Source organism: Micromonospora noduli, assembly GCF_003264365.1.
Lineage (GTDB): Bacteria > Actinomycetota > Actinomycetes > Mycobacteriales > Micromonosporaceae > Micromonospora > Micromonospora noduli.
On sequence record NZ_PYAK01000030.1, the window covers coordinates 1 to 24,437 of the forward strand.

Annotated in this window: 23 protein-coding genes; 14 read left to right on the forward strand and 9 right to left on the reverse strand. The window is 71.4% G+C overall.

The window, feature by feature from the left end:
• From GUI43_RS21250 to GUI43_RS21270, 5 genes are all read left to right on the forward strand, one after another.
• The coding region (locus tag GUI43_RS21250; protein WP_112699601.1) for a baseplate J/gp47 family protein at window positions 1-1,939 on the forward strand (1,939 nt) is incomplete at its 5' end.
• Window positions 1,920-2,435 carry a phage tail protein gene (locus GUI43_RS21255; protein WP_091398506.1) on the forward strand — a complete coding sequence of 172 codons (516 nt, stop codon included), beginning with the start codon at window positions 1,920-1,922 and terminating at the stop codon, window positions 2,433-2,435. The genes GUI43_RS21250 and GUI43_RS21255, both read left to right, overlap by 20 nt.
• Complete coding sequence (locus GUI43_RS21260) at window positions 2,432-3,361, forward strand: hypothetical protein (RefSeq protein ID WP_112590203.1); 930 nt, start codon at window positions 2,432-2,434, stop codon at window positions 3,359-3,361. The genes GUI43_RS21255 and GUI43_RS21260 overlap by 4 nt, the downstream gene beginning before the upstream one ends.
• On the forward strand, window positions 3,358-3,819 hold the full coding sequence (locus GUI43_RS21265; RefSeq protein ID WP_112590200.1) for a hypothetical protein: 462 nt from the start codon (window positions 3,358-3,360) through the stop codon (window positions 3,817-3,819). The genes GUI43_RS21260 and GUI43_RS21265 overlap by 4 nt, the downstream gene beginning before the upstream one ends.
• Window positions 3,820-3,849: 30 nt before the next feature.
• Window positions 3,850-4,626, forward strand: a complete 777-nt coding sequence (locus GUI43_RS21270; protein ID WP_112603943.1) for a hypothetical protein — start codon at window positions 3,850-3,852, stop codon at window positions 4,624-4,626.
• A gap of 78 nt (window positions 4,627-4,704) precedes the next feature.
• Here the strand turns inward: GUI43_RS21270 and GUI43_RS21275 are convergent, their stop codons facing one another.
• The 6 genes from GUI43_RS21275 to GUI43_RS21300 all read right to left on the reverse strand — a co-directional run bounded on the left by GUI43_RS21275 (window position 4,705) and on the right by GUI43_RS21300 (window position 10,749).
• Entirely contained in the window at window positions 4,705-5,550 is an 846-nt protein-coding gene (locus tag GUI43_RS21275; RefSeq protein WP_112699602.1) for a DUF6807 domain-containing protein, read from the reverse strand.
• Window positions 5,547-6,185, reverse strand: coding sequence for a hypothetical protein (locus tag GUI43_RS21280; protein ID WP_112699603.1), 639 nt, complete (start codon window positions 6,183-6,185; stop codon window positions 5,547-5,549). Before GUI43_RS21280 ends, GUI43_RS21275 begins: the two co-directional genes overlap by 4 nt.
• Window positions 6,169-7,068 (reverse strand): carbohydrate ABC transporter permease, encoded by a 900-nt coding sequence (locus GUI43_RS21285; RefSeq protein ID WP_112590189.1) that lies wholly within the window; start codon window positions 7,066-7,068, stop codon window positions 6,169-6,171. Before GUI43_RS21285 ends, GUI43_RS21280 begins: the two co-directional genes overlap by 17 nt.
• Window positions 7,068-8,051 carry a carbohydrate ABC transporter permease gene (locus GUI43_RS21290; protein WP_091398524.1) on the reverse strand — a complete coding sequence of 328 codons (984 nt, stop codon included), beginning with the start codon at window positions 8,049-8,051 and terminating at the stop codon, window positions 7,068-7,070. Before GUI43_RS21290 ends, GUI43_RS21285 begins: the two co-directional genes overlap by 1 nt.
• A 195-nt stretch (window positions 8,052-8,246) precedes the next feature.
• A complete protein-coding gene (locus tag GUI43_RS21295) occupies window positions 8,247-9,599 on the reverse strand; it encodes an ABC transporter substrate-binding protein (protein WP_112603207.1) in 1,353 nt (450 codons plus the stop codon).
• A 19-nt stretch (window positions 9,600-9,618) separates the two neighbouring features.
• Window positions 9,619-10,749 (reverse strand): LacI family DNA-binding transcriptional regulator, encoded by a 1,131-nt coding sequence (locus GUI43_RS21300; protein WP_112603211.1) that lies wholly within the window; start codon window positions 10,747-10,749, stop codon window positions 9,619-9,621.
• Window positions 10,750-10,985: 236 nt separating this feature from the next.
• Between GUI43_RS21300 and GUI43_RS21305 the strand changes: the two genes are divergently transcribed.
• The 8 genes from GUI43_RS21305 to GUI43_RS21340 all read left to right on the forward strand — a co-directional run bounded on the left by GUI43_RS21305 (window position 10,986) and on the right by GUI43_RS21340 (window position 21,618).
• Window positions 10,986-12,314, forward strand: coding sequence for a Gfo/Idh/MocA family protein (locus GUI43_RS21305; protein WP_112590184.1), 1,329 nt, complete (start codon window positions 10,986-10,988; stop codon window positions 12,312-12,314).
• Between the two features lie 25 nt (window positions 12,315-12,339).
• Window positions 12,340-13,773 carry a glucuronate isomerase gene (uxaC, locus tag GUI43_RS21310; RefSeq protein ID WP_112699604.1) on the forward strand — a complete coding sequence of 478 codons (1,434 nt, stop codon included), beginning with the start codon at window positions 12,340-12,342 and terminating at the stop codon, window positions 13,771-13,773.
• Window positions 13,770-15,074, forward strand: coding sequence for an enolase C-terminal domain-like protein (locus GUI43_RS21315; RefSeq protein WP_112699605.1), 1,305 nt, complete (start codon window positions 13,770-13,772; stop codon window positions 15,072-15,074). Before uxaC ends, GUI43_RS21315 begins: the two co-directional genes overlap by 4 nt.
• Entirely contained in the window at window positions 15,065-16,555 is a 1,491-nt protein-coding gene (locus tag GUI43_RS21320) for a mannitol dehydrogenase family protein (protein ID WP_112699606.1), read from the forward strand. Before GUI43_RS21315 ends, GUI43_RS21320 begins: the two co-directional genes overlap by 10 nt.
• A gap of 25 nt (window positions 16,556-16,580) precedes the next feature.
• Window positions 16,581-17,759, forward strand: a complete 1,179-nt coding sequence (locus tag GUI43_RS21325; protein ID WP_112590310.1) for a Gfo/Idh/MocA family protein — start codon at window positions 16,581-16,583, stop codon at window positions 17,757-17,759.
• A gap of 51 nt (window positions 17,760-17,810) precedes the next feature.
• Window positions 17,811-19,166 carry a pectate lyase family protein gene (locus GUI43_RS21330; protein ID WP_112699607.1) on the forward strand — a complete coding sequence of 452 codons (1,356 nt, stop codon included), beginning with the start codon at window positions 17,811-17,813 and terminating at the stop codon, window positions 19,164-19,166.
• 82 nt (window positions 19,167-19,248) lie between these two features.
• Window positions 19,249-19,974 (forward strand): HD domain-containing protein, encoded by a 726-nt coding sequence (locus tag GUI43_RS21335; protein ID WP_091398550.1) that lies wholly within the window; start codon window positions 19,249-19,251, stop codon window positions 19,972-19,974.
• Between the two features lie 150 nt (window positions 19,975-20,124).
• Window positions 20,125-21,618 (forward strand): FAD-binding oxidoreductase, encoded by a 1,494-nt coding sequence (locus GUI43_RS21340; protein ID WP_112699608.1) that lies wholly within the window; start codon window positions 20,125-20,127, stop codon window positions 21,616-21,618.
• A gap of 234 nt (window positions 21,619-21,852) precedes the next feature.
• Here GUI43_RS21340 and GUI43_RS21345 read toward each other — a convergent pair whose 3' ends face one another.
• A complete protein-coding gene (locus tag GUI43_RS21345; protein WP_181549396.1) occupies window positions 21,853-22,218 on the reverse strand; it encodes a barstar family protein in 366 nt (121 codons plus the stop codon).
• A 107-nt stretch (window positions 22,219-22,325) separates the two neighbouring features.
• The gene (locus tag GUI43_RS21350; RefSeq protein ID WP_225855320.1) at window positions 22,326-22,775 is read right to left on the reverse strand and encodes a ribonuclease domain-containing protein; all 450 of its coding nucleotides are present in this window, start codon (window positions 22,773-22,775) and stop codon (window positions 22,326-22,328) included.
• Between the two features lie 244 nt (window positions 22,776-23,019).
• Between GUI43_RS21350 and GUI43_RS21355 the strand changes: the two genes are divergently transcribed.
• Window positions 23,020-23,823, forward strand: a complete 804-nt coding sequence (locus GUI43_RS21355; RefSeq protein WP_146765938.1) for a hypothetical protein — start codon at window positions 23,020-23,022, stop codon at window positions 23,821-23,823.
• On the opposite strand, the gene GUI43_RS21360 is transcribed toward GUI43_RS21355, so the two are convergent.
• On the reverse strand, window positions 23,820-24,389 hold the full coding sequence (locus tag GUI43_RS21360) for a carboxymuconolactone decarboxylase family protein (protein ID WP_249037808.1): 570 nt from the start codon (window positions 24,387-24,389) through the stop codon (window positions 23,820-23,822). The genes GUI43_RS21355 and GUI43_RS21360 overlap by 4 nt on opposite strands.
• Window positions 24,390-24,437 lie beyond the last annotated feature (48 nt).

Below are 24,437 nucleotides of genomic sequence, written 5' to 3' on the forward strand. Positions count from 1 at the left end.
GCCGCGCGGCGAGGTCGCGGCGGACGCGGCCGCGCCGGCGAGCACCGTGCCGCCGGTGACCGTCGCGGCGGTGCCGCCGGCCGGACGGCAGATCCGGCTCTGGTACCGCGCCGGTGGTGGGCCCACCGGCAACGTGGCGGCGGGCACGCTGACCAGCCTGCGCGACCCACTACCCGGGGTACGCGTGGACAACCCCACCCCGGCGGCCGGCGGCCGGGAGATGGAGGCGCTGGAGTCCGTGCTGCTGCGCGGTCCGTACGAGTTCTTCGCCCAGCAGCGGGCGGTCACCGCCCGCGACTTCGAGGTCCTCGCGACCAGCTCCGGCGCGGTGGCGCGGGCGCGGGCGTTCACCCGCGCGGCGGTGTACAGCTTCGCCCGGCCGGGCGAGGTCGAGGTGGTGCTGGTGCCGTACGTGCCGGAGGCGGCCCGACCGGGCGGTCGGCTGCCGGTTGCGGTGCTGCGCGAGCACGAGGTGCCCGAGGCGCGCCACCGGGTCGAGGCGGACCTGGAGGAACGCCGGATGGTCGGCATCCGCTCCCGGGCCACCTGGGCGCGGTTCAAGGCGGTGTCAGTGCGGGCCCGGGTGGTGGTCCGCCGCGAGGAGGATGTGGACGCGGTCCGTCGTCGCATCCACGATCGGCTGCACCAGACGTTGAGCCCGCTGCCCACCGCGCTCAACCCGACCGGCTGGCCGTTCGGCGAGCCGCTGCGGGCGTCCAACGTGTACCGGCTGCTGGAGCACGCCGAGCCGGGGGTGCGCTACGTCGAGTCGGTGCGGTTCGTTGTCGACGAGGCCCCCGACGCCGACGTCCGCGCCCTCGCCGTGGACCAGTACCAGCCGCGCACCTGGTACGCCGGGCGCGGCCCGGTGCTGTTCCGCTCCAGCAACGGCGGCGCGGGTTGGGAACCGGCCGGTCGCTTCGACGACGAGACGGTGCTGCGGGTGGCACCCGCTCCCGCGCCGGTACGGCCGGGCATCGTCGCGCGTCCCGGCTCGGTGGCCGTGGTGACGCTGCGCGCCTCGGGCGGCTCCCGGGTGCATCTGAGCAGCGACCTGGGCGAGACGTGGTCGCTGCTCACCGACCTGGACTCACGGATCTCCGACGTGGCGTGGCTGGACCGCGACGGCGCGGGCGCACTGCTGGTGGCCACCGACACCGGCCTGTACGAGGTGTCGCTGCTGCCCGGGGCGGTGCCGTTGCAGATCCTGGTCGACCCGTCCGACGCCGACCGGGGCTTCTACGCGGTCCGCACGTTCGTCTCCGAGCGGGGTGCGCCGGGGGTGGCGGTGGCCGCCCAGGCCAGTTTCGGGGTGTACCTGTCGACCAGCGGCGGCCGACCCGGCAGCTTCACCCACGTCGGTCTGGCCAACGTGGACAACCGGGTCCTCGCCGTGCAGTACGACGGCCCGGCGACCCTGCTGTGGAGCGGCGCGGGCGAACCGGATCCGAAGAAGCCCGGCCAGGGCTGCCACCGCACCCGGCTGTTCGAGTCCGACGTGAAGTGGCAGTCGATGCAGGCCGGGTGGCTCGGCGGAACCTGCCGGGACCTCGCGTTCACCGGCCAGCAGGCGGTGGCGGCCACGCAGAGCGGCGGGGTGCTGCGGCTGGACACCCTTGCCGCCCAGCCGCAGTGGCAGGCGGTGTCGGTCAACTGCGGGTTGCCGTTGCGGGACCGGACCCGGTTCGTGCCGGTCGACGCCATCGCGGTGAGCGGCCCGACGGCCGCCAGCGCGACAGCCGGCGGCACCGGCACGGCAGAGCGGTTGATCCTGGCCAGCGGCGAACGCGGCGTGCACCGCAGCGCCGACGCCGTCACCTGGACGCCCAGTGCCAACCAGGCCACCGCCGACGTGGTGACCGTCCCCGATACCTGGCTGCTCTGCTCCGGCGAGCACGACATCGAGGTGGTGCGCCAGGATGCGACGCTCGGCGATTGAACGGCTGCTGCCCGCCGCCTACCAGCGGGCCTGCGTGCCGGGCAGCGTGCTCTGGGCGCTGCTCGACGTGATGGAGGGGCTGCACGCCCCGGACGAGGCGATCCTCGCCGAGGTGGACGCGCTGTTCGACCCGTACCGGGCGCCGGACGGGCTGGTCGTGCGGTTGACCCGCTGGGTGGCCATGGACCATGTGGTGGCCTCGCCCCGGCCGGACACCCCGCTGCCGCTGCCGGTGGGTCGGCTGCGCGACCTGGTGGCCAACGCGGCCCTGCTGGCCCGCTGGCGCGGCACCCCCTACGGAATGCGCCGCGCCCTGGAGCTGGCCACCGGGATGTCGGGCTTCGCCATCGACGAGCCCGCCGAGCGGGCCTTCCACGTCGTGGTGCGGGTACCGGTCGCCGCCGCCGGTCAGCTCGCCGTGATCACCCGCATCGTCGAGGCGGAGAAGCCCGCCTCGGCCACTGTCGAGATCGTCCTGGAAGAGGAGTCGTCATGACCACCGAGTGGGCGGTCGTCGCCGCCGCCGAGCAGTTCACAGTCGACCCGCGCAACAGCGGCGAGCTGACCTTCACCGTCTCCAACCCGGGCAACGCGCCGGACACCGTGGTGTTCGACGTGGCACCCGGTGACGGCTCCCAGCGGGCGTGGTTCACCGTCGCCGAACCCCAACGGGTGGTGCCCGGCCAGGGCTCGGTGTCGTTCCTGGTCAAGCTCGCCGTGCCGGCCGGCACCCCGCCCCGCCGCTACGACATGACCGGGTTCGCGTACTCGGCGAACACCGCGCCGGAGGAGAGCTCCCGCTCCAGCGGCCGGGTCACGTACGAGGTGCGGGCCGTCGCGCCGCCACGGCGTACCCCGTGGCTGTGGATCGCCGCCGCCGCGGCGTTGGTGCTGGTGGTGGTCGCCGTGGGGGTGGTGTTGCTGACCCGCGACGGCGAGCCGGCCCCCGGCGAGCCGCGGGTGGTCACCGTCGAGGCGGAGAGCCTGGTGGAGGGTGCGGTGATCAAGTCGCCGCAGAACAGCAAGGCGGCCGTGGGCGCGCAGCCCAACTGCTGTGGGGTGACCTGGTCCGGGGACAAGCAGCTCTTCTTCACGGGGCTGGCGATCGGCGATCAGGTCACCGTGACGGTGCAGATCCCGGCCGACGGCACCTGGCGTTTCGCCGCGGTACGCACCACGGCCCTCGACTACGCCAACACCGTCTTCGCCATCGACGGCAACCAGGTCGGCGGCACGTTCCTCGGCTTCACGCCAACGGTGCGGAAGACGGAGTTCCTGGATGTCGGCACGGTCCGGCTCGCCAAGGGCCCCCACCAGGTCACGCTGCTGGTGGTCGGCAAGACACAGGGCACGAACTCCTACTTCGCCGGGGTGGACACGATCCGGTTCACCGAGATCGTGGCGCAGGCCGTGGCGCGATGAGTGGTCGGCAGAAGGCGTTGCTGGGGCTGTTCGCCGTCCTGCTGGTGGCGCTGTTCGTGGTCGCGGTCGGCGCGGGCCGCGACGACCAGGGTGATCCGGGGGCCCGGCACGGGTTCGTCGACCGGTTGGGTGCGCTGGGCGGCGAGCGGTCCGCTGTGGACCCGGCGACGGTCAGCGCCGACTGCGCCGACGAGACGGGTCGGCTGGCGTTCTCCGGCAGCTGCGTGGTGCGGGTCGCGGACCCCGGCGGGCTGCGCACCCTGGTGCTGCGCAGCGCGGCGCGGTTCACGGTCGTCGCCCCGGCACCCGGCGACGCCGACCTCACCATCCGCGACGAGGTCGAGCCGGCGGCGGACGGCACCGGCGCGGTGGCGAAGATCGCCGTCGACCAGGCCACCGAGGTGGGCCTGGTCTGCCCCGGCCTGGGCGGCTGCACTGTCGCCGTGGCCACGTCCTGACCCGACCCGGACTGAGAGGAAGGTGCCGCCGTGGGTGATCTGCGCAAGCCGTTCCTGCTGCTGGCCATGCTCGCCATCGTCCTGGCGATCGGGGTGGAACTCGGCGCCGGGCTGCTGCTCGGCGGCGGCGACGCCGGTGCGGCCCTCGCGGACAGCGCCGGCGCGCTGGACGTGGAGATCGACGACGTGTCCGGTGTCAGCGAACCGTCCGGCCGGGGCACCGGCTACCTGGCGTTGATCGACGCGGTGGCGGTCTGGAGCACCGGGCTGTTCTGCCTGGGCCTGCTGCTGCCCGAGCGCGTGCAGGGCCGGGTGCAGGGCGTCGCCAGTCTGATCTTCTCGATCATCCTGATCATCGTCGGGCTGGTCGCGCTGGTCGTCGCGTTCGTGGAGCTGTCCATCATGGTGTCGCTGTTCCTGGCCGTTCCGTTCGGCACCCTGGCGTACCTGGCGCTGTGGGGGTTCTTCCCGGTCGGCGAGGCGGCGGTGCTGCTCGGGCTGGTGCTGCTGCTCAAGCTGGTGTGGGCCGGGATGCTGGTGCTGGCCCAGCCGCGCTTCCTGCAGAACAAGGGCCTCGTCCTGCTGATCCTCACCACAGTGCTGTGCACGGTCGTGCTGGAGTTCCTGCACAACCTGGTGCCGGTGATCCTGGTCAGCATCGTCGACGACGTGGCGGCGCTGGTCTTCGCGATCATCGCGATCATCTGGGGGCTGGTGCTGTTGATCGGCTCCATCCCGGCGATCGTCAAGGCCATCCGAGTCACCGCCGCCCTACCAGCCCGCACCAGCAGCCCCTCGTCCCGTTGATCATGAAGTTATTGCCACTCGGCCCGGCGTGTCATGGCAATAACTCCATGATCAACGAGGGCGGCGGGCTCGGCGTGGTCACGGCACCGTCGCTACCAGGGTCGCTACGGCGTCCCGGTCGAGGGTCCCGTCGGCCACCCACACCTGGTACCGGCCGTGCCGGCTCCCACCGGCCGGCACCACCGCCGGGCGGTCGAACGCGAACGCCACACAGACTCCCGGATACATCCCGGTCCGCACGAACCACCGGTCGTCGTGGCCGAGGCCCGCGAAGACCAGGGTGTACGCCCCGCCGCCCGACCCGACGCCGGTCAGCGCGAGCCACGGCGCCGCGCTGCCGTTGACCGTCTCCTCCCCGGCCGCGTCGGCGGTGAACACCGCCGGTTCGCCGTCGGCGGCGGCTCGCCAGAAGAACCCCCCGTAGCCGGCCCCGCCCGGGCGGCCGTTGGTGGCCGGGCTACCCAGTCTGATCTCCCGGTCGTCCGGAGCGACGAGAACGGACTCCACATCGAGCCGCCAGGCGTCCGGCGCGACCACCGATGCGGCCAGCCACCTCCGCTCGGTCAGCAGCACCCCGCCGGCCCGGTCGCGCCACTGGAGATCGTGCGCGTACCGGCCCGGGGACCGTTCGACCTCGCCGGTGTGCGCGATGACGCCGTGGTCGTCCCGCCAGGTGTAGCCGACGTCGCGGACGTAGGTGCGCCCGCCCCAGAGGTTGCTGCCGTCGACGTCCTGCACCGCGAGGGACGCGCCGAGGTGCCACACGTGGTCGGCGGGGAGCGCGTCGGTGACCACCGTTCCGCCGAGCGTGCGTACCGGGTGCAGGTACGGTCGGGGCCCGTGCCGCGCGTCCAACGCCGGGTCGAGCACGTACTCGGCCACCTCCGTGGCCCCGACCGTCAGCCGCACCGGCTCCTCGCTCACGGCATCTCCCGGCGGGCGACGGCGACCGGGACCGGCCGGCGGACGGTGACGGCGTGCAGGGCGGCCACTGTGTAGCCGGCGAGGATCGGCACCGCGACCGGGGTGACCAGGACGGTGAGCAGCCCGGCCAGCGCGACGACCCCGGTGAGCGCCGCCCAGCGGGTGGGCGCGTCGAGGCAGGCGCGGGCGGCGGAGCGGGCCGAGGCCCTCCACTGCCCGCCCCCGTTGCCGCCCACCTCGACGACGACCAGCCCGGCGTAACCGGCCAGGCCGGCCGCGATCAGCGCCGTCACGAGCAGCGCAGCCGTGCCGCCCGGCACCCGGCCGGTGGCCAGCGCCGCCAGGTCGGCGACGAGCAGCGCGGCGCCGGCGAGCGCGAGCAGGCTGACCGGCACACCGGGCAGCACCGCGCGGCCGAACCGGCGCACCGTCGTGCGCGCCGACGGCCAACTGCCGGTACGCGTCCAGTCGTGCACCGCCGCGCTGGCCGTGCCCGCCGCCGCGGCGGCGGTGAGCAGGGGCACCGCCGCGAGGGTCAACAGGATGCCCAGCAGTGCCAGGTCGGCGGCGTCACGGGCGACGTCGCGCCAGTCCCGCCGTCCGCCGGTGTCGACGGGTTCAGCCCTTGATGCCACTGGTGTTGATCCCCTCGACGAGCATCCGCTGGAACGCGACGAAGAACAGGAAGACCGGCAGCAGCGACAGCACCGACATGGCGAACATCGGGCCGACCGCGCTCTGGCTGGTCGAGTCGATGAACAGGGTCAGCGCGACCGGAACTGTGTAGTCCTCCAGCTGGGACAGGAAGACCAGTTGGCGGAAGAAGTCGTTCCAGGTCCAGATGAACGAGAAGATGGCTGTGGTGACCAGCGCCGGGCGGCTCAGCGGCAGGATGATGTGCCGGAAGATGCCGAACGGGCCGGCGCCGTCGATGCGGGCCGCCTCGTCCAGCTCCCGGGGAACGCCCCGCATGAACTGCACCATGAGGAAGACGAAGAACGCCTCGGTGGCCAGGAACTGCGGGATGAGCAGCGGCAGGTAGGGCCAGTCACCGCCGACCAGCCCGAGCGTGCGGAACAGGATGTACTGCGGAACGATCAGCACGTGCTGGGGCAGCAGCAGTGTGCCGATCATGACGGCGAACCACATGCCGCGCAGCCGGAACCGCAGCCGGGCGAAGGCGTACGCGGCCAGCAGGCAGGAGAGCCCGTTGCCGATGACGGTGAGCAGGCTGACCATGGCGCTGTTGAGGAAGAACCGGCCGAAGCTGACGTCGAAGTTGGACCACCCGGCGGTGTAGTTGCCCGGGGTGAAACGCTCGGGCAGCAGCCCGACGTTGTTGACGATCTCCTCCTGGGACTTCAGCGAGGTGCCCACCATCCAGATCAGCGGGTAGAGCACCACGACGACGATCGCCACCAGGATCACCAGCCGCAGGACGGGCCGTCCGCCGGGTCGTCGGCGCGCGGTCGGCGGCGCTGCGGTCGGCGCTGCGGTTGTCGGGGTCACCGTCACCATCACCGGTCCTCCCCGTCGGAGTAGTGCACCCAGAACCGTCCGGTGCTGAAGAAGATCGCGGTGATGACCGCGATGGCGAGCAGGAACACCCAGGCCATCGCCGAGGCGTAGCCCATGTTGAGGTCGGTGAAGCCGGTGATGTAGAGGTTCAGCGTGTACATCAGGGTGGAGTCGACCGGGCCGCCGGTGCCGTTGCTGAGCACGAACGCGGCGGTGAAGCCCTGGAAGCCGTTGATGGTCTCCAGCACCAGGTTGAAGAAGATGACCGGGGAGAGCATCGGCAGGGTGACATTGCGGAACTGGCGGAACCGGCCGGCCCCGTCGACCGACGCGGCCTCGTACAGCTCGGTGGGCACCTGCTTGAGCCCGGCCAGGAAGATCACCATCGGTGCGCCGAACTGCCAGATGGCCAGCACCATCAGTGTTTCCAGGGCCCAGTCGGGGTCGTTGACCCACGGTTTCCCGGTGATGCCGAAGAGGCTCAGCAGCGAGTTGAACGCGCCGTCGCGGTTGAACATGTTGACCCAGACGATGGCCAGCGCGACGCTGCCGCCGAGCAGGGACGGCAGGTAGAACAGCCCGCGGAACAGCCCGACGCCGCGCCAGGCGCGGTTGAGCAGCAGCGCCACACCGAGCGCCGCGGCCAGCTTCAGCGGTACGGCGATCAGCGCGAACGTCAGTGTGACCCGCACCGCGTGCCAGTACGACGGGTCGGCGGTGAACATGCGTTCGTAGTTGGCCAGCCCCACCCACTCCACCTCGGAGAAGGGGGTGAGGATGTCGTAGTTGGTGAAGCTCAGGTAGAGCGACAGCAGCATGGGGATTGCCGTGACACCCATCAGGCCGATGAGCCACGGCGACAGGAAGACGTACCCGGCCAGACCTTCGCTGTGCCGGAAGCGTCCGGGCCCACGCCTCTCAGCGTGGGCCCGGTCGGATCCGGGGCCGCGTCGGGTCGGGTCGGGTGCCGTGGTCAACGCCACGAACAGCTCCTCTCCTCGCGATGGGTCTGTGTCGAAGTCCCCGGTCGAGCCGAGGCGGAGTCCAGGCGGCGGTCCGGCAAGGCGGAGATTGGTCCGGATACCGGTGTTGTATCCGGACCAATCTCCAACGCGGCCGGTCGTTGCCTGGGCCCGCCGCAGGCCGGCCAGGGACTTCGACACAGACCCTGGACGGCGTCAGGCGATGGCGGACTTGCACGCCTCGATGAACTGGGTGGCGGCCTCGGCGGTGGTGGCCCGGCCGTACTGGGCGTTCTCGGCAGCCTTGATCAGCTCGGAACGCACCTTGCTGTGTCCCTTGATCGGCACCTGCGGTGACTTGCCGAACTTCTGGGTCAGCTCCGCCTCGACGGCGATGGACTGCTTCATGGCCGGGTCGGTGGTGTCGTCGCTGACCACGCGGCGCAGGTCCTGGTTGGACGGAAGACCGCGGTCGGTGCCGAGCAGCTTGACCGCCTCCTGGTCGTTGTTCAGGAAGTTGATCACGTCGACCGCGACGTCCTTGTTCTTGCTGCCCTTGAACACCGACCAGTACATCGAGGCCCGGGCCCACTGCGCGCTCGGGTCACCGGGGTAGGCGATGACCCCCAGCTCGTCCTTGGTGTTCTTCTTCAGGTCCGGCATCTGGTTGGCCCAGACCCAGGAGGTCGCCGACTTCCCGGTGACCACCAGCTGCTTGGTGATGTCGCTGGAGTTGCCCTCGTGGATGACGTCGGCGGTCGGGGTGGCCTTGCGGTCCCGGGCGCCCTTCCACAGGTCGAACCACTTGGTCACGTCCTCGGCGGTGAAGCCCAGCTCCTTGCCCTTGTAGAGGTCCTTGCCCTGTTGGCGCAGCCAGACCCAGAACGCCTTGTAGTCGGCGCTCGGGTCCTGGGTGCCGGGCACCTTGGTCTTGGCGGTTACCTGCTCGGCCCAGGCGATGTGCTCCTCCCACGACATTCCGGTGGTCGGCTCGGGAAGGTTGTGCTTGGTCAACAGCGTCTTGTTGTAGACCAGGCCCTGGGTGTTCTCCCCGGCGGCCAGACCGGCGAGCTTGCCGTCGACCACGCCGTACTGCCAGAGGCTCTCGGGGAACTTGGAGGTGTCCAGCTTTCCGGACTTCTGGTACGAGGTCAGGTCCAGCGTGGTGTTGCGGGCCGCGTACTCGGCCAGGTAGTTGTCGTCGATCTGGAACAGGTCCGGCGGGTTGCCGCCGGCGGTCAGGGTGGCCAGCTTGTCGAAGTAGCCCTGGTTGGCCTGCCAGGTCTTCTCGAACGTCACGTTCGGGTGCTTCTTGGTGTAGAGGGCCAGGGCGTCCTCGGTCAGCTTGGCCCGGGCGTCGCCGCCCCACCAGAAGATGGAGAGCTTGACCGGGGCGTTCGGGTCGGCCGCGCCGCCGCCGTCGTCGTCTCCGCAGGCGGCGGCGCCGAACATCAGCGGTGCGGCGACCGTCACGGCGAGCAGGCCACGCAGCAGGCGCCGCCGAGGCAGCGGGGTACGGTGGGCGCGCCCGACGGGCGCGTCAGTGGTGGGGGGCGTTGCGGGGTGCATATGCGCTCACTCCTCGGCATTAGGAGGCGACGGCGTCACCGGTGGCCGCAGTCGGGATGCCCGGGCCCGCAGGGCAATGCGGGCCCGGGCCACGTGGTGCGGCCAGGGGACGTGCCGGTCGGGCGTACGGGCCCGGACCGGTCGAGTCGCGGATGACCAGGTCGGTCTGGAGCATTACCTGTGCGGTGGTACGACGGACGCCGAGCGCCGTGCCGGCACCGGACCCCCGCGCACCGCGCGGTGACTCGATGTCCTGTTGCAGCAGCATGTCGACGGCCGTCCGGCCGGCGGCCCCGGTGGGTGTGGCCACCGTCGTCAGTTTGGGGCGGGTCAGCCGGCTCAGGGTGATGTCGTCGACCCCGACGACGCTCACCTCCTGCGGCACCCGGACCCCGAGCGCGTCCAGCCCTTCGATCAGGCCGATCGCCATCAGGTCGTTGTAGGCGAGCACTGCCGACACGCCACTGCGTCGCACCTGCTCGGCGACGGCGGAGCCGCCGACCTCGGTGGGCGCGTTGGGGCCGAGCATGGTCAGCTCCGCGCCACCGGCTCGGGCGGCCGCGCCGGCGGCACGGCGCATCTCCCGGTTGGTCCACGAGCTGCGCGGGCCACCGAGCAGCGCGATGCTGCGGTGCCCCAGGCCGACCAGGTGCTCGATCGCCGAACGGGCGCCCTGCCCGACGTCCATCAGCACGCAGGGCAGGCCGGTCACCTGACGGTTCACCACTACCAGTGGCACCTCGCGGCTGAGCTGCTCGATCAGGCTGTTGCTCATCCGAGGGCTGCACAGCAGCACCCCGTCCACCTGCTTGGCCAGCGCGTGGACCAGTTCTTCCTCGGCCGTCGGGTCCTCGTTGGTGTCGGCCACGAAGACGTGGTAGTCGCGGTGCCGCGCCTGACTCTCCGCCGCCTTGATCAGCGGCGGGAAGAACGGGTTCGCGATGTCCGCGATGATCAGCCCGATGTTGTGCGTCCGCCCGGTGATCAGGGCTCGGGCGGCGCGGTTCGGCCGATAGCCCAGATCCTCCGCGCAGGCCAGCACCCGGACCCGGGTCTCCGGGTTGACCAGGTGTGGAGCGGAGAACGTGCGGGACACGGTGGAGATGTGCACACCGGACGCCCGGGCGACGTCCCGGATGGTGACTGGCACGGCGGCCCCTTCGTCCGATGTGGTGGCGGTCACGCAGGTGTCGCCCATTAATGCAAACGGTTGCGTCAGTGTCAACGGTCAATGATTACGGCTTCGTTGCACCCACACTCCCCTTGGTCACCTGCAGCTCCTCAAACGCTGACAAATGACGCCGATCCCGCTGTCGTCGTTGACGCGAACGGATCGATCGTGATTACTTCATTGCAAACCTTTGCAGCACCACGGGAGGCGACCGCATGTCACCGAGAGCCGCCGGGCGAGTCCGGTACGCCGTCGTGGGCACCGGCGCGCGGGCCGAGATGTTCGTCCGGGCGCTGGTGCTCGACCACGCCGACACCACCGAACTGGTCGCCTTCGCCGACGTCAACCAGGCCCGGATGGACGCGCACAACCGCTGGCTGGGCGAGCTGGGTCACCGCGCGGTGCCCACGTACCCGGCCGGTGACTTCGCGGCCATGCTGGACAAGGAGCACGTCGACGTCGTCCTGGTCACCAGCGTGGACGTCACCCACGACGAGTACGTGGTGGCCGCGCTGCGCGCCGGCCGGGAGGTCGTCACCGAGAAACCGATGACGGTGGACGTGACCCGCTGCCGGCGGATCCTGGACACGGTCACCGAGACCGGTGGGCGGGTGACGGTCGCCTTCAACTACCGCTACAACCCGCTGCACGAACAGGTTCGCCGGCTGCTCGCCGAGGGCGCGGTCGGCGAGATCGGCTCGGTGCACTTCGAGTGGCTGCTCGACGTCCGCCACGGTGCCGACTACTTCCGCCGCTGGCACCGCGACAAGGCGACCTCGGGCGGGCTGATGGTGCACAAGGCCAGCCACCACTTCGACCTGGTCAACTGGTGGCTGGCCGCCACGCCCGTCGAGGTGTACGCGGCCGGCCGACTCTTCTTCTACGGGCAGGACGGTCGCCGACACGGCTACGCCCGCGACTACGACCGGGCGCACGGCTCCCCCGCCGCCGCCGACGACCCGTTCGCGCTGCGGCTGGACGCGCATCCCCGGTTGCGCGAGCTGTACCTCGACGCCGAGGCCGAGGACGGCTACCAGCGCGACCGCAACGTCTTCGCGCCCGGGGTGAGCATCGAGGACGACATGGCGGTGCTGGCCCGCTACTCCACCGGCGCCACCATGACCTACCACCTCACCGCGTACGCGCCCTGGGAGGGCTACCGGGTGATGGTCAACGGCAGCCGGGGCCGACTGGAGCTGGACGTGGCCGAGAACGACTTCGTCGACCGGGGCACCGCCGGCGCGGTCAAGGGCGCCGCCCTGCACGGTGCCGAGGCGCCGGCCGAGGGCGGTGGTGCGACGCTAACCCTGCGCCCGTTCTGGGCCCCGCCCCGGCAGATCCCGGTGGAGGGTCGCAGTCGGCACGGGCACGGCGGCGCGGACGCCCGGATGACCGGGGTCCTCCTCGGCGGTCAACCCGACCCGTTGGGCCGCGCCGCGACCGCAGACGACGGCGCGTTGGCACTGCTCACCGGTCTGGCCGCCAACCGGTCCTTCGAGACCGGCCAACCCGTTCGCGTCGCCGACCTGCTCACCCCCCGCTGACACAGGAGACGAGGAGTCCCACTCCGTGCCCACGTTCGACCACACCGACCTGCTCCTGCCGCCCGAGCCGGGCCAGCGCGCGCTGGCCCGGGAGCTGTACGCCCTGGCGGCGGAGCAGCCCATCATCTCGCCGCACGGGCACGTCGACCCCGCCCTGCTGGCCGAGGACCGACCCTTCCCGGACCCGGCGCAGCTGCTCATCGTGCCCGACCACTACCTGACCCGGATGCTGCTCAGCCAGGGTGTCCCCCCGTCCGACCTGGGTGTGCCCACCCGCGACGGCAGCCCGGTGGAGACCGACGGCCGGGTGATCTGGCGACGCTTCGCCGCGCACTGGCACCTGTTCCGGGGCACCCCGTCGCGACTCTGGCTGGAGCAGACCTTCCGCACCGTGTTCGGGGTGCACACCCCGCTCGGCCCGGCCACCGCCGACACCCTCTACGACGAGATCGCGGCCCGGCTCGCCGAGCCGGACTTCCGGCCCCGCGCGCTGTTCGAGCGGTTCAACATCGAGGTCCTCGCCACCACCGAGTCGCCGCTGGACGACCTCGCGCAGCACGCCAAGCTCGCCGCCGACGGGTGGGGCGGGCCGGGCGGCCGGGTGGTCACCACGTTCCGCCCGGACGACGTGGTGGACATGGAGTTCGAGGGTTGGTCGACCAACGTGGACCGTCTCGGCGACCGGGCCGGTGAGGACACCGGCACGTACGCCGGCTACCTGGCCGCGCTGCGGGCTCGACGCGCCGCGTTCATCGCCGCCGGCGCCACCTCCTCCGACCACGGCCACCCCACGGCGCGCACGCTGGACCTGACCCCGGCCGAGGCCGAGCGGCTCTACGACCGGGGCCGGCGCGGCGAGGCCGACGCCGCCGACGCGGAGACGTTCCGGGCGCACATGCTCGTGGAGTTCGCCCGGATGTCGCTCGACGACGGCCTGGTCATGCAGCTGCACCCCGGCGCGGTGCGCAACCACAACCGGTGGCTGCACGCCCGGCACGGCCGCGACGTCGGCGGTGACATCCCGCAGGCCACCGAGTACGTGCACGCGCTCGCGCCGCTGCTGGAGCGCTACGGCAACGACCCCCGGCTGCGCCTGGTGCTCTACACCCTCGACGAGGACACCTTCACCCGCGAGTTGGCACCCCTCGCGGGCGGGTACGCCGCGCTGCTGCTCGGCGCGCCCTGGTGGTTCCTGGACTCCCCGGAGGTGCTGCGCCGGTTCCGGGAGACGGTGACCGAGAGCGCCGGCTTCTACAACACCACCGGGTTCGTCGACGACACCCGGGCGTTCTGTTCCATCCCGGTACGCCACGACGTGGCCCGCCGGGTGGACGCCGGCTTCCTGGCCCGGCTCGTCGCCGAGCACCGGCTGCCGATGGACGAGGCCGCCGAGACCATCGTCGACCTGGCGTACCGGCTGCCCAAGCGGGTCTTCAACTTCGGAGGACACCAGCAATGACCGTCACCATCACCTCCGTCGAGGTGCACGACGTGCGGTTCCCCACCGCCGCCCGGGGCGACGGCTCCGACGCGATCAACCGTGGCGACTACTCGGCGACGTACGTGGAGCTGGGCACCGACTCGGGCGCGACCGGCGCCGGGTTCACCTTCACCAACGGCCGGGGCAACGAGATCACCTGCGCGGCGGTGCGCGCCCTGGCCCACCACGTCCAGGGGCGCACCATCGAGGAGATCGCGGCCGAGCCGGTGGCGTTCTGGCGCTCGCTCAGCGCCGATGTGCAGCTGCGCTGGCTGGGCCCGGAAAAGGGCGTCATCCACATGGCGACCGGCGCGCTGGTCAACGCGGTGTGGGACCTGCGGGCCACTCTGGCCGGCAAGCCGATGTGGCGCTTCCTCGCCGACCTGCCCACCGAGGATCTCGTGGCCAGCGTCGACTTCCGGCACATCACCGACGCGCTCACCCCGGACGAGGCGGCTGCCATCCTTGACAAGGGATTAATCGGAAAGGATGGCCGGCTCGCGGAACTCAAGCAGAGTGGTTTCGCTTCGTACACCACCTCGGTCGGGTGGCTCGGCTACCCCGACGAGAAGGTGCGGGCGCTGACCCGGCAGGCGTACGCCGACGGCTGGCGGGCGATGAAGATGAAGGTCGGCGGCCCGCTCGCCGACGATCTGCGGCGGGCCCGGATCATCCGGGAGGAGATCGGCCCGGACGCGCTGTTGATGATGGATGCCAACCAGGTCTGGGACGTCGACGAGGCGATCACCGCGATGGCGGCGCTGGCCGAGGTGAACCCGTACTGGATCGAGGAGCCCACCCACGCCGACGACATCCTCGGGCACGCCCGGATCGCCCGCGCGGTGACCGAGTTGACCGCCGGCCGCTGTCGGGTCGCCACCGGGGAGGTGGCCGCCAACCGAGTGATCTTCAAACAGCTGCTCCAGGCCGAGGCGATCGGGGTGATGCAGGTCGACGCCTGCCGGGTCGGTGGCGTCAACGAGGTCCTGGCCGAGCTGCTGCTGGCGGCGAAGTTCGGCGTGCCGGTGTGCCCGCACGCCGGCGGCGTGGGCCTCTGCGAGTACGTCCAGCACCTGGCGATCTTCGACTACCTGCGGGTGGGCACCGGTCTGGACGGTCGGATGATCGAGTACGTCGACCATCTGCACGAACATTTCGTCGATCCGGTGCGGACCCGCGGTGGCCGCTACCTGCTGCCCGAACGGCCCGGTTACAGCGCCACCATGAAGCCCGCGTCGATCGCCGAGTTCCGCTTCCCGGACGGTCCGGCATGGCGGTGACCGTCGGCTCCCGGCTCGGCCTGGGCATGCTGCGCCGGCTGCCCGCCGAGGCCCGCCCGCTGATCCGGCCGGGCACCGTGCCGACCGGCGTCGTACACCTGGGGTTGGGCGCGTTCCACCGGGCCCACCAGGCGGTCTTCACCGAGGCGGCGGTCGGCGCGGCCGGCGGTGACTGGGGCATCATGGCCGTTGCCCCGCGCAGCACCGCCGTGGTCGAGGCGATCGCCGCGCAGGACAACCTGTTCAGCGTCAGCGCCCTCTCCGCGGCCGGCAGCTCCACCCGGGTGGTGGGCGCCCTGAGCGGTGTCCGGCACGCGCCCAGCGACCCGGACGCCGTGGTGGCGCTGCTCGCCGACCCGGCGGTCCGCGTGGTGACCCTGACCGTCACCGAGAAGGCGTACCAACTCGACCCGGTGACCGGCCGACTGTCCCCGGACTCGGCGCTCGCCGCGGACCTGGCCGGCGGCGGACCGCCGACCACGGTGCCGGGCCTGCTGCTGCGCGGGCTGGCCGCCCGGGCCGCCGCGGACGCCGGGCCGGTGGCCCTGGTGAGCTGCGACAACCTGCCGGCCAACGGTCGACGACTGCGCGGCATGCTCGACCAGGCGGTCAGCCGGGCCGGTGCGGTGCCCACCGGGCTGGTCGAGTGGGTGGCTGGCAACGTCACCTGCCCCGGCACCATGGTGGACCGGATCGTGCCGGCCAGCACCCCGGAGACGATCGAGGCGGCCCGGCGGGCGCTCGGCGTGACCGACCTGGCCGCGGTGGCCGCCGAACCGTACGCGCAGTGGGTGATCGAGGACGATTTCCCCGGCGGTCGGCCCGGCTGGGAGTTCGCCGGGGCGGTGCTCACCGACGACGCCGGCCCGTGGGAGCGGTTGAAGCTGCGCGCCCTCAACGGGGTGCACTCCGCCATCGCGTACCTCGGAGCCTTGGCCGGTCGGGAGACGATCGCCGACGCGCTGGAGATCCCGCACCTGCGTGAGGTGCTGCGCCGGCTGATCGCCGAGGACGTGGCGGCCAGCTTCACCCCACCGGACGGGGTGCGGGTGGTCGACTACGGCGAGCAGGCCCTCGCCCGGTTCGGTAACCCGGCGATCCACCACCGCACCCTCCAGGTGGCGATCGACGGCTCCCAGAAGCTGCCGCAGCGCGTCCTGCACACCATCGCCGACCTGCGCTCGACCGGGCGGTCCGCGCGCTGGGGCGCGCTGGTGGTGGCGTCCTGGTTGCGCTTCGCGCTGGGGTACGCCGACGACGGCCGGCCGTTGCCGCTCCAGGACCCGCTGGCCGGGCCGATCCGGGCCGCGCTGGACGCCGGGGCGCAGAGCCCGGCGGGCGCGGTCGACGCGGTCTTCGCGCTGCGCGACGTCATCCCGGTGGAGGTGGCCGAGGACGACGAGGTCCGCGCCGACGTGATCGCCTGGCTCACCGCGTTGGAGCGGCACGGCGTCGAGGCAACCCTGGCCGGTGCACGGTGACCGGGTCGACCCGGACCGGTCGGCGGTGAGCGGGACAACCCCGCCGCCCCGGGTGGCGGTGATCGGGGCGAACGGGCACGGTCGCTGGCACCGGCGGGTGATCGCGCCCCTGCACGCCGCCGGTCGGCTGCGGTTGGTCGCCCTGGTCGACGTCCGACCGGTGGAGGACGACCCGGCCGCCCCGGTGCCGCCCGGGGTGGCGGTGTTCACCGACCACCGGGCGATGCTCGCGGCCACCCGGCCGGAGGTGGTGGTGATCTGCACGCCACCGCACACCCACCTGGCGATCGCCCGCGACGCCCTGGCCACCGGCGCGGACCTGCTGCTGGAGAAGCCGCCGGTGCTGTCGTTGGCCGAGCACGAGGAGCTGACCTGGGCCCTCACCGCCGCCGGCCGGGTGGCCCAGGTCGGCTTCCAGGCGCTCGGCTCGGCGGCTCTCACCGCGCTGACCGACGCGCTGGCCGCCGGCCGGCTGGGCACTGTCACCGGCATCTCCACCATCGCCGCCTGGCAACGGCCGGACGCCTACTACGCCCGCTCCCCCTGGGCCGGTCGACGGAGTGTGGACGGCCGACCGGTGCTGGACGGCGCGCTCGCCAACCCGCTCGCGCACGCGGTGATGCAGTGCCTGGCGATCGCCGAGGCGCTCGCCGGGGCGACGCCGTGGCCGGTCGCGATCGAGGTGGAACGCTACCGGGTCCGGCCGATCGAGGTGGAGGACACGGCCGTGCTGCGGGTCCGGTTCCGCGCCGGGCCGCCGGTGCTGGTCGCGGTGACCCTGGCCGCCGAGGAGTTCGTGGCGGGCGAGGTGGTGGTGACCGGTACGACGGGGCAGGCGGTGCTGGAGTACCCGACCGACCGGCTGCGTCTGCCCGGGGACGTGGTTACCCGCCGCGTGCCGGGGCGGTTGGGGCTGCTGGAGAACCTGCTCGCCCACCGGGTCGACCCGGTGGGCGTGCCACTGATCGCACCGCTGGCCCGTACCGCGCCGTTCACCGCGCTGCTGGACGCGTTGCGGCCCGCGCCGGAGCCCCGGCTGCTCGACGGCGAGCTGGTGATCACCCTCGGCGAGGGCGGGGAGCGGGTCCGCCACCTGCGGGGAGTCGTCGATGTGTTGCGCCGGTCGGCCGAGCGGGGGGCGCTGCCGAGCGAACTGGGGGTGCCGTGGGCGTCCGCCGCCTACCGCGCCGAGCTGGCCGGATAGCGGCAGACCTACCTGGGACGGACCTCCACCACCAACGAATGGAGTGAGTCGATGCGCAGAATCCTCGGCGGCGCCACAGTGGTCGCCCTACTTCTCGGCGCCGCCCCGGCCGCGGCCGCCGCCCGTCCGGACGTCCCGTCCGCCGACCGGCTCTCCTGGTTGGCCGACCACCTCGGCCGGCAGACGCTGGCCGAGCGGGACGGTTGGGCAGCCGACGGCCCCGGCACCACCGGGGGCTCGGCGGCCACCCCCGAGCGGACCCGGGTGGTCCACAACCGGGCGGAGCTGGTTGCCGCGCTGGGCGGCGACAACGCTGGCAACGCCGCCGACGCCACCCCGAAGCTCATCTACGTCGACGGTGCCATCGATGGCTTCGAAGGACCCGGCGGCACGCCGCTGAGCTGTGCCGACCTGGCCGACCCGGCCTACCGGTTGGACGCCTACCTGGCCGCGTACGACCCGGCGGTGTGGGGACGGGTGCCACCGAGCGGGCCGCTGGAGGAGGCTCGGGTGCGCTCGGTGACCAACCAGACCCGGCAGACCCAGATCAACGTCGGGCCGAACACCACGATCATCGGGCTGCACGGCGCTCGACTGACCGGCCTCACCCTCATGATCGACCGGGCGTCGAACGTCATCGTCCGCAATCTGACCCTCGTCGACGCCCGGGACTGCTTCCCCGCCTGGTCGCCGACTGACGGCGAGGCAGGCAACTGGAACAGCCAGTACGACCAGATTTCGGTACGCCGCAGCGAGAACGTCTGGGTCGACCACAACACCTTCACCGACGGCGACAACCCGGACAGCGCCCAGCCGGTGTACTTCGGTCGGCCGTACCAGGTGCACGACGGGTCGCTGGACGTGACGCACACCGCGAGCCTGGTCACCGCCTCGTGGAACCGCTTCACCGGTCGGGACAAGCTGCTGTTGATCGGCTCGTCCAACACCGTCGGCCCGGACGTGGGCCGGCTGAGGGTCACCCTGCACCACAACCTCTTCGACGGCGTCCTGCAACGGCTGCCCCGGGTGCGTTTCGGTCAGGTCGACATCTACAACAACCACTACCGACTCGGTGGGGACGACTTCCAGTACGCGCTCGGCGTCGGTGTCCAGTCGGCGATCTACGCGCAGAACAACTTCTTCACACTGGACGCGGCGGTCGACCCGGCGGACCTGCTCTACGACTGGGGCGGCACCGCGGTGACCGAGCGAGGCTCCTGGGTCCGCCGGGGCGGCGGCGCGGCCCGACCGGTCGACCTGCTGGCGGCGTACAACGCGACCCATGACCCCGACCTGGCCGCGGATGCGGGTTGGACGCCCACCCTGCGCCGCGACCCCGTGCTACCGGCGCCGCTGGTCCCTCTCCTGGTGGGCCCGCTCGCCGGCGCCGACCGGCTGCCGATCTGACGGCTCGGCACGCCCGCGAATCGCGGTCGGGTCGACGACGTACGGGCTCATCGATGTGGTGAAGATCGGCTATAAGTGACGCATGGACTTCCCGCCGCACCTGGGCAGCATGCCGATGCACGCGATCACCGAGATCCACGGGGAACCGGGCCTGCTGGAACGTTTCCGGTTGGAGGTCCAGCAGTTCGACGACGCCGCCCGGGCGCGGTTGACCGCCGCGCTCGACCTCGCCGCCGAACTGCACCGCGACGATCGACGCGTCCGCGAGCCGTACCTGAACCACCTGCTGCGGGTGGCGATCAGGCTGATGCACCACTACCAGGTGCGGGACGTGGACGTGATCGTCGCCGGTCTGCTGCACGACGCGGTGGAGGACCATCCGGTCGAGCTGGCCGACGGCGACCCAGGCACCGACCCGACCGGGGCCGCGCTGGCCGCGCTCGCCGCGCGGTTCGGGCCACGGGTGGCCACCCTGGTCGCCGCGGTCACCAATCCGGTGTACGACCCCGAGCGTGACCGCAACGCGCAGTACCGGGAGCATCTGGCGGTCAGTCTGGACCGGGAGCCCTGGGCCCGGGTGATCAAGGTGTCGGACTTCACCGACAACGGGGTGGGCGTGATCCACACGGTCGGGCCGAAGGTGATCTCGTCGGCCCGGAAGTACCGGCCGCTGGTGCCGCTGTTCCGGGATCTGATCGGCCGGCCGGACACCCCGTTGTCGCCTGCGGTGAAGCGGCACATCTTCGGCCAGCTGGACCTTGCCGAGGAGCGGTTCAGCGCCATCCTGGACCAGCCCGCCCCGAACTGATCCGTCTCCGGATCACCCGACCGGGTTCCGTGACAAGTTCTCAGATCTGCCAGGAAGCCTCGGGCATTACGGTTGGTTTGCGCCAAATGAGAGGAAATGCCCCTCTCGATTCGTTTTTCTGGCGTGTCACCAATCGAGAGGATTCGGACCATGCGCGACCTTTCCCGTCGTGATCTGCTCAGGGCGACGGCCGTCGGCGCCGGAGCGGTCGCTATCCCGAGCGTGATCGCCGGCAGCTCGGCCGTCGCGGCCGACGGTCCCGGGTGGCCCTCCGACACGAAGTTCCCGCCGGCACAGCTGACCGGCCGGATCGTCCGCCCGCAGAGCCCCAACTACGCGGAGGCGAGCCTCGGCTGGGACGAGCTGTTCGTGCACTACCCGCTGGTCATCGTCTTCGCTCAGGAGACCCAGGACGTGGTCAACGCGCTCACCTGGGCGCGGCAGCACAACGTCGCGCTGCGGGTACGCAGTGGCCGGCACAACCTGGAAGGCTGGTCGAACGTCGACAACGGCATCGTGATCGACGTCAGCGAGCTGAAGGACGTCCACATCGACACCGCCACCCGCACGGCGAAGGTCGGCGCAGGGCTCACCCAGTCGGAGGCCGTGACCGCCCTCGGCGAGCACGACCTGGCGGCGACGACGGGCACGGAGGGGACCGTGGGCCTCTCCGGCGCCACCCTCGGCGGCGGCTTCGGCTTCCTCACCCGCTATCTCGGGATGGCCTGCGACAACCTGATCGGTGCGGAGATCGTCGTGGCGGCGGGCGCCGACGGCGCGAAGGTGCTCGAAGTGGACCCGTGGAACCACTCGGACCTGCTCTGGGCGCTGCGCGGAGCGGGCAACGGCAACTTCGGGATCGTCACCTCCCTGACCTACAAGGTCGCGCCGCTCACCAGCGTCGCCTACCTGCAGGTGACCTGGCCCGGTCTCGGCGACCTGCACGAGGTCTTCGACGCCTGGCAGCGGGTCGCACCCTTCACCGACCCCCGCCTCGGCAGCCAGGTCGAGGTCCACCCGGATGAGATCCTGCTGTTCGCGGTGCTCGCCGAGGGGTCCGAGGCAGAGGCCAGGAAGCTGCTGGCGCCGATCCTGTCGATCGGCAACCCCACGGTCACCGTGCAGACCGGCGGCTGGGGCGACGTCTACGCCGGCTTCCAGATCCCGAACGAGGACGAGCCGGCGAAGTGGAAGTTCTTCTCCCAGTTCACCCGCGAACCGTTCCCGGAGAAGGCGGTCAGCATCGTCCGTGAGTTCATGGAGAAGTCGCCCTCGCCCGACAGCAACTTCTTCACCCAGGCCTTCGGCCGCGGGGCGCAACGACAGGAGCCTTTTGGCGGCTCGGCGTTCCCGCACCGCGACGCGCTCTTCTACTCGGAGCCCGGCGTCGGCTGGGGCACCCGCGGCGAACCCGACAGCGACGACGCCGTCACCCCGATCGCCCAGACCTGGATCGCCGAGTTCAGCCAGGCGCTGCGACCCTACGTGGACGGCGCCTACGTCAACGTGCCGAACATCGGCATGGCCGAGTGGGAGAAGGCCTACTGGGGGCACAACTTCCCCCGGCTGCGCAAGATCAAGGCGAAGTACGACCCGCACAACGTCTTCCAGTACGAGCAGAGCATCCCGCCCGCGACGCACTGACCGGATGACCGGCGGTGCGGGTGACACCGACCCGCACCGCCGGACCACCAACCTCGCGTCCGGGAGAAGGCGCGACTCGGCGCGGGAGGCGTGTCACTCGTGAGTGCGGTATACCTCAGAGTCATATTCATACCTCTGAGGTATACCGCTCATCGAAGAAACTCCCCCCGGCGGCCGTCACCCACTGTGAGATGCGGTCCCCACCGCCGCCGACGGCGGGGCTCGACCCACCGGTCAGGACGGCGCGGTCTCGTTGAGGACGACACGCAGCGGGTGCGGGGCGCTGGTGGCGAGGTCGCCGAGCACGGCGAGCAGCAGACCGTGCTGATCGGACGGCTCGTCGACGAGCAGTTGGCCGGCGTCGGTGATCAGCACTGTGAGCGGACCGGCGTCGAGCCGGTCCCGGAGCACGTCGGAGAGGGCGTCCCAGGTCTCCCCCAGGTACGCCGGCAGGGCCAGCACGGAGGCGAGCGCGGCGAAGAACCCGGCCCGGGTCCGCGTCGTCGCTCCGGCCAACACCACAGCGCCGGACACGTCGAGGTCGCCATCGTGGCAGACGATCAGCCAATCGGGCACCCGACCCGCGTGCTCGTCGACCATCATGTTCCTCCTGATCTGACCGGTACGACATCTGACCGGGCGACATTCGACCGGGACGACGCCGTAGCGGGGCCGGCCGACCGAGGCCAGCCGACCCCCGGCTCGGATCAGAGCCGGTAGAAGTCGGTGTAGTGGTTGGGCGAGAACCAGGTGACCCCGGTGCTGCGGTTCACCACGATCCGGTACGCGTCCCGGGCGGCGCCCTGGGTGCGCGGATAGACGTCGTACTCGTAGTAGGTGGCGTTGGTGGGCAGTTGACCCTCGTAGTTGTAGAACTGGCCGCCGGCGAAGTTGGACTTCCCGCCGCTCCAGGAGTACCAACCCCGGCTGGTCGGGAACCCCTTGGCGGACCAGCCCGAACGGGCGGTGCGGGCGTCCGCGCAGCGGCTCATGGTGCAGGAGCTGTAGACCGATGCGAAGGCCGGGTCGGTCAACCGGGGGGAGACCACGGACGGGCCGACCAGCGCGGCGGCGACCATGGCGAGGAGCAGGGCGAGGGTGGTGGTACGCCGGCGGATCGCGCCGAGCGTGGCCAGCGGGGACACGAGGGTGGACACAGGCTGCCTCCAGACCATCCATTCCATCGATCCGCTTGATTGTCGGACCGAACCCAGTCTCACCGCTGCCGGTCGACGACAACACCCCTGGCATCCCAACTGCTCCACAATGCTCGGTTAACCCCGAATGATCATCAGTCTGGTTGGTGTCGATATGCCGTCTGCTCGGTGACGGCGTGGCGGCGGGCATATCGGTCACCGGTTGTTAGCGTGAAACGCGGATCCGTGACCGTGGAGGGGTGTCATGACGGACGCCCCCGACGGGAGGCCGAGGCCCCCGGACCAGTGGCGACACCGGGGCGTACGCGGGTTGACCATCGCCCGCGACGCCGGTGTGCGCGGCTGGCGGTGGTGGGCGCGTAGCTGGGATCGGCTGGTCGCCGCGCTCCAGGACGAGGCGCCCGTCGGCTCCGCCGCCGCGCCGTCGCCGTCCGGTCCACTCGTCGAACAACGCGACGTACCCCGGCTCATCGCGGTCCCCGCACGCGGGTACGTGTACTCGTTCTACATCCGCGCCACGTTCGCCTGGTCGTCACCGGCGAGCCTGCGGTCAGAGGTGCTGAGCTGGTACGTGCAGTACTTCCAACCGAACGCGATCCAGCGGCTGACCCGCCTGGCTGCCGACGCCGCCCGGGACCTGCCCCCACACCGGGCCGGTGACCTGGAGGTGGCGTTGCAGCGGGCGCTCGCCGAGGATCCCCTGTGGCACTACCAACGGGGTGACATCACGCTCACCTGCCGCCCCGACGCCTCCGTACGACTCGACGAGCGGATCCTGCCCGCGCTCCAGCCGCACGTCGACCGTCTGGTCAAGCTGGAATACCAGTTCGACGAGCAGATCCGAAAGGCCCGGTACGCCGAGGAGCTCAGCCGCCAGTGGGCGACGATCCTGGATGATCACGGGGACGACCACGACCTGGCCGACGCCCGCGATCACATGCTCACCGCGCAACGAGAAGCCGCACGATGGATCGCCGAACTCCTCCACCGCCACGCCAACCCCTCACCAGAGTCGGCACCCTCGCCCCGAGTTCCCCCGAACGTCTAACCGCCGAAGCTCAGCGCCTGTCGCAGATCCACGTCCAGGCTCTCGTCGTACTGCGGATCGGGCTCGGCCCCGGCAGCACTGAGGACGGTGCTGAAAAAGCATCTGGCGCCAACGGCGAGGATCACGTGGAAGATATCCGTGTCATCGAGACCGTGGCCGCGCAGGCCGGCGACGTCGGCCTCGGTGACGGAGTTCGCATCGGCCGCGACCTTTCCGGCGAAGTCGACGACTGCGATCTCCTGCGGGGAGAGACCGGCGCTGCCGTGGTCTGACGCGATGGCGGCGACGGTTGGCGCGTCGAAGAACTTGTCGCGTAGGACCTTTCCATGTGCCAGGCCGCAGTAGGAGGATTTCAGGGCCCGGGCCGCGGCGAGGGTTGCCAACTCATAGCGGCGCAGCTCCATCCCGGCCTTCACCGCACCGTTGAGCTGCTGCCATGCCACGTACACCGCCGGGCTCTGGGCGAACAACCTGGTGTAGTTGGGCAGGTAGCCCATCGCCTTCGTGTCGGCATCGAACATCCGCTCGGTGTCCGGCGACTGCGCTGCCTGCTGCAGGAAACTCATCCGACTCCTCCCCATGCTCGACCCGGACGGTACGCCGTTGGCACTGCG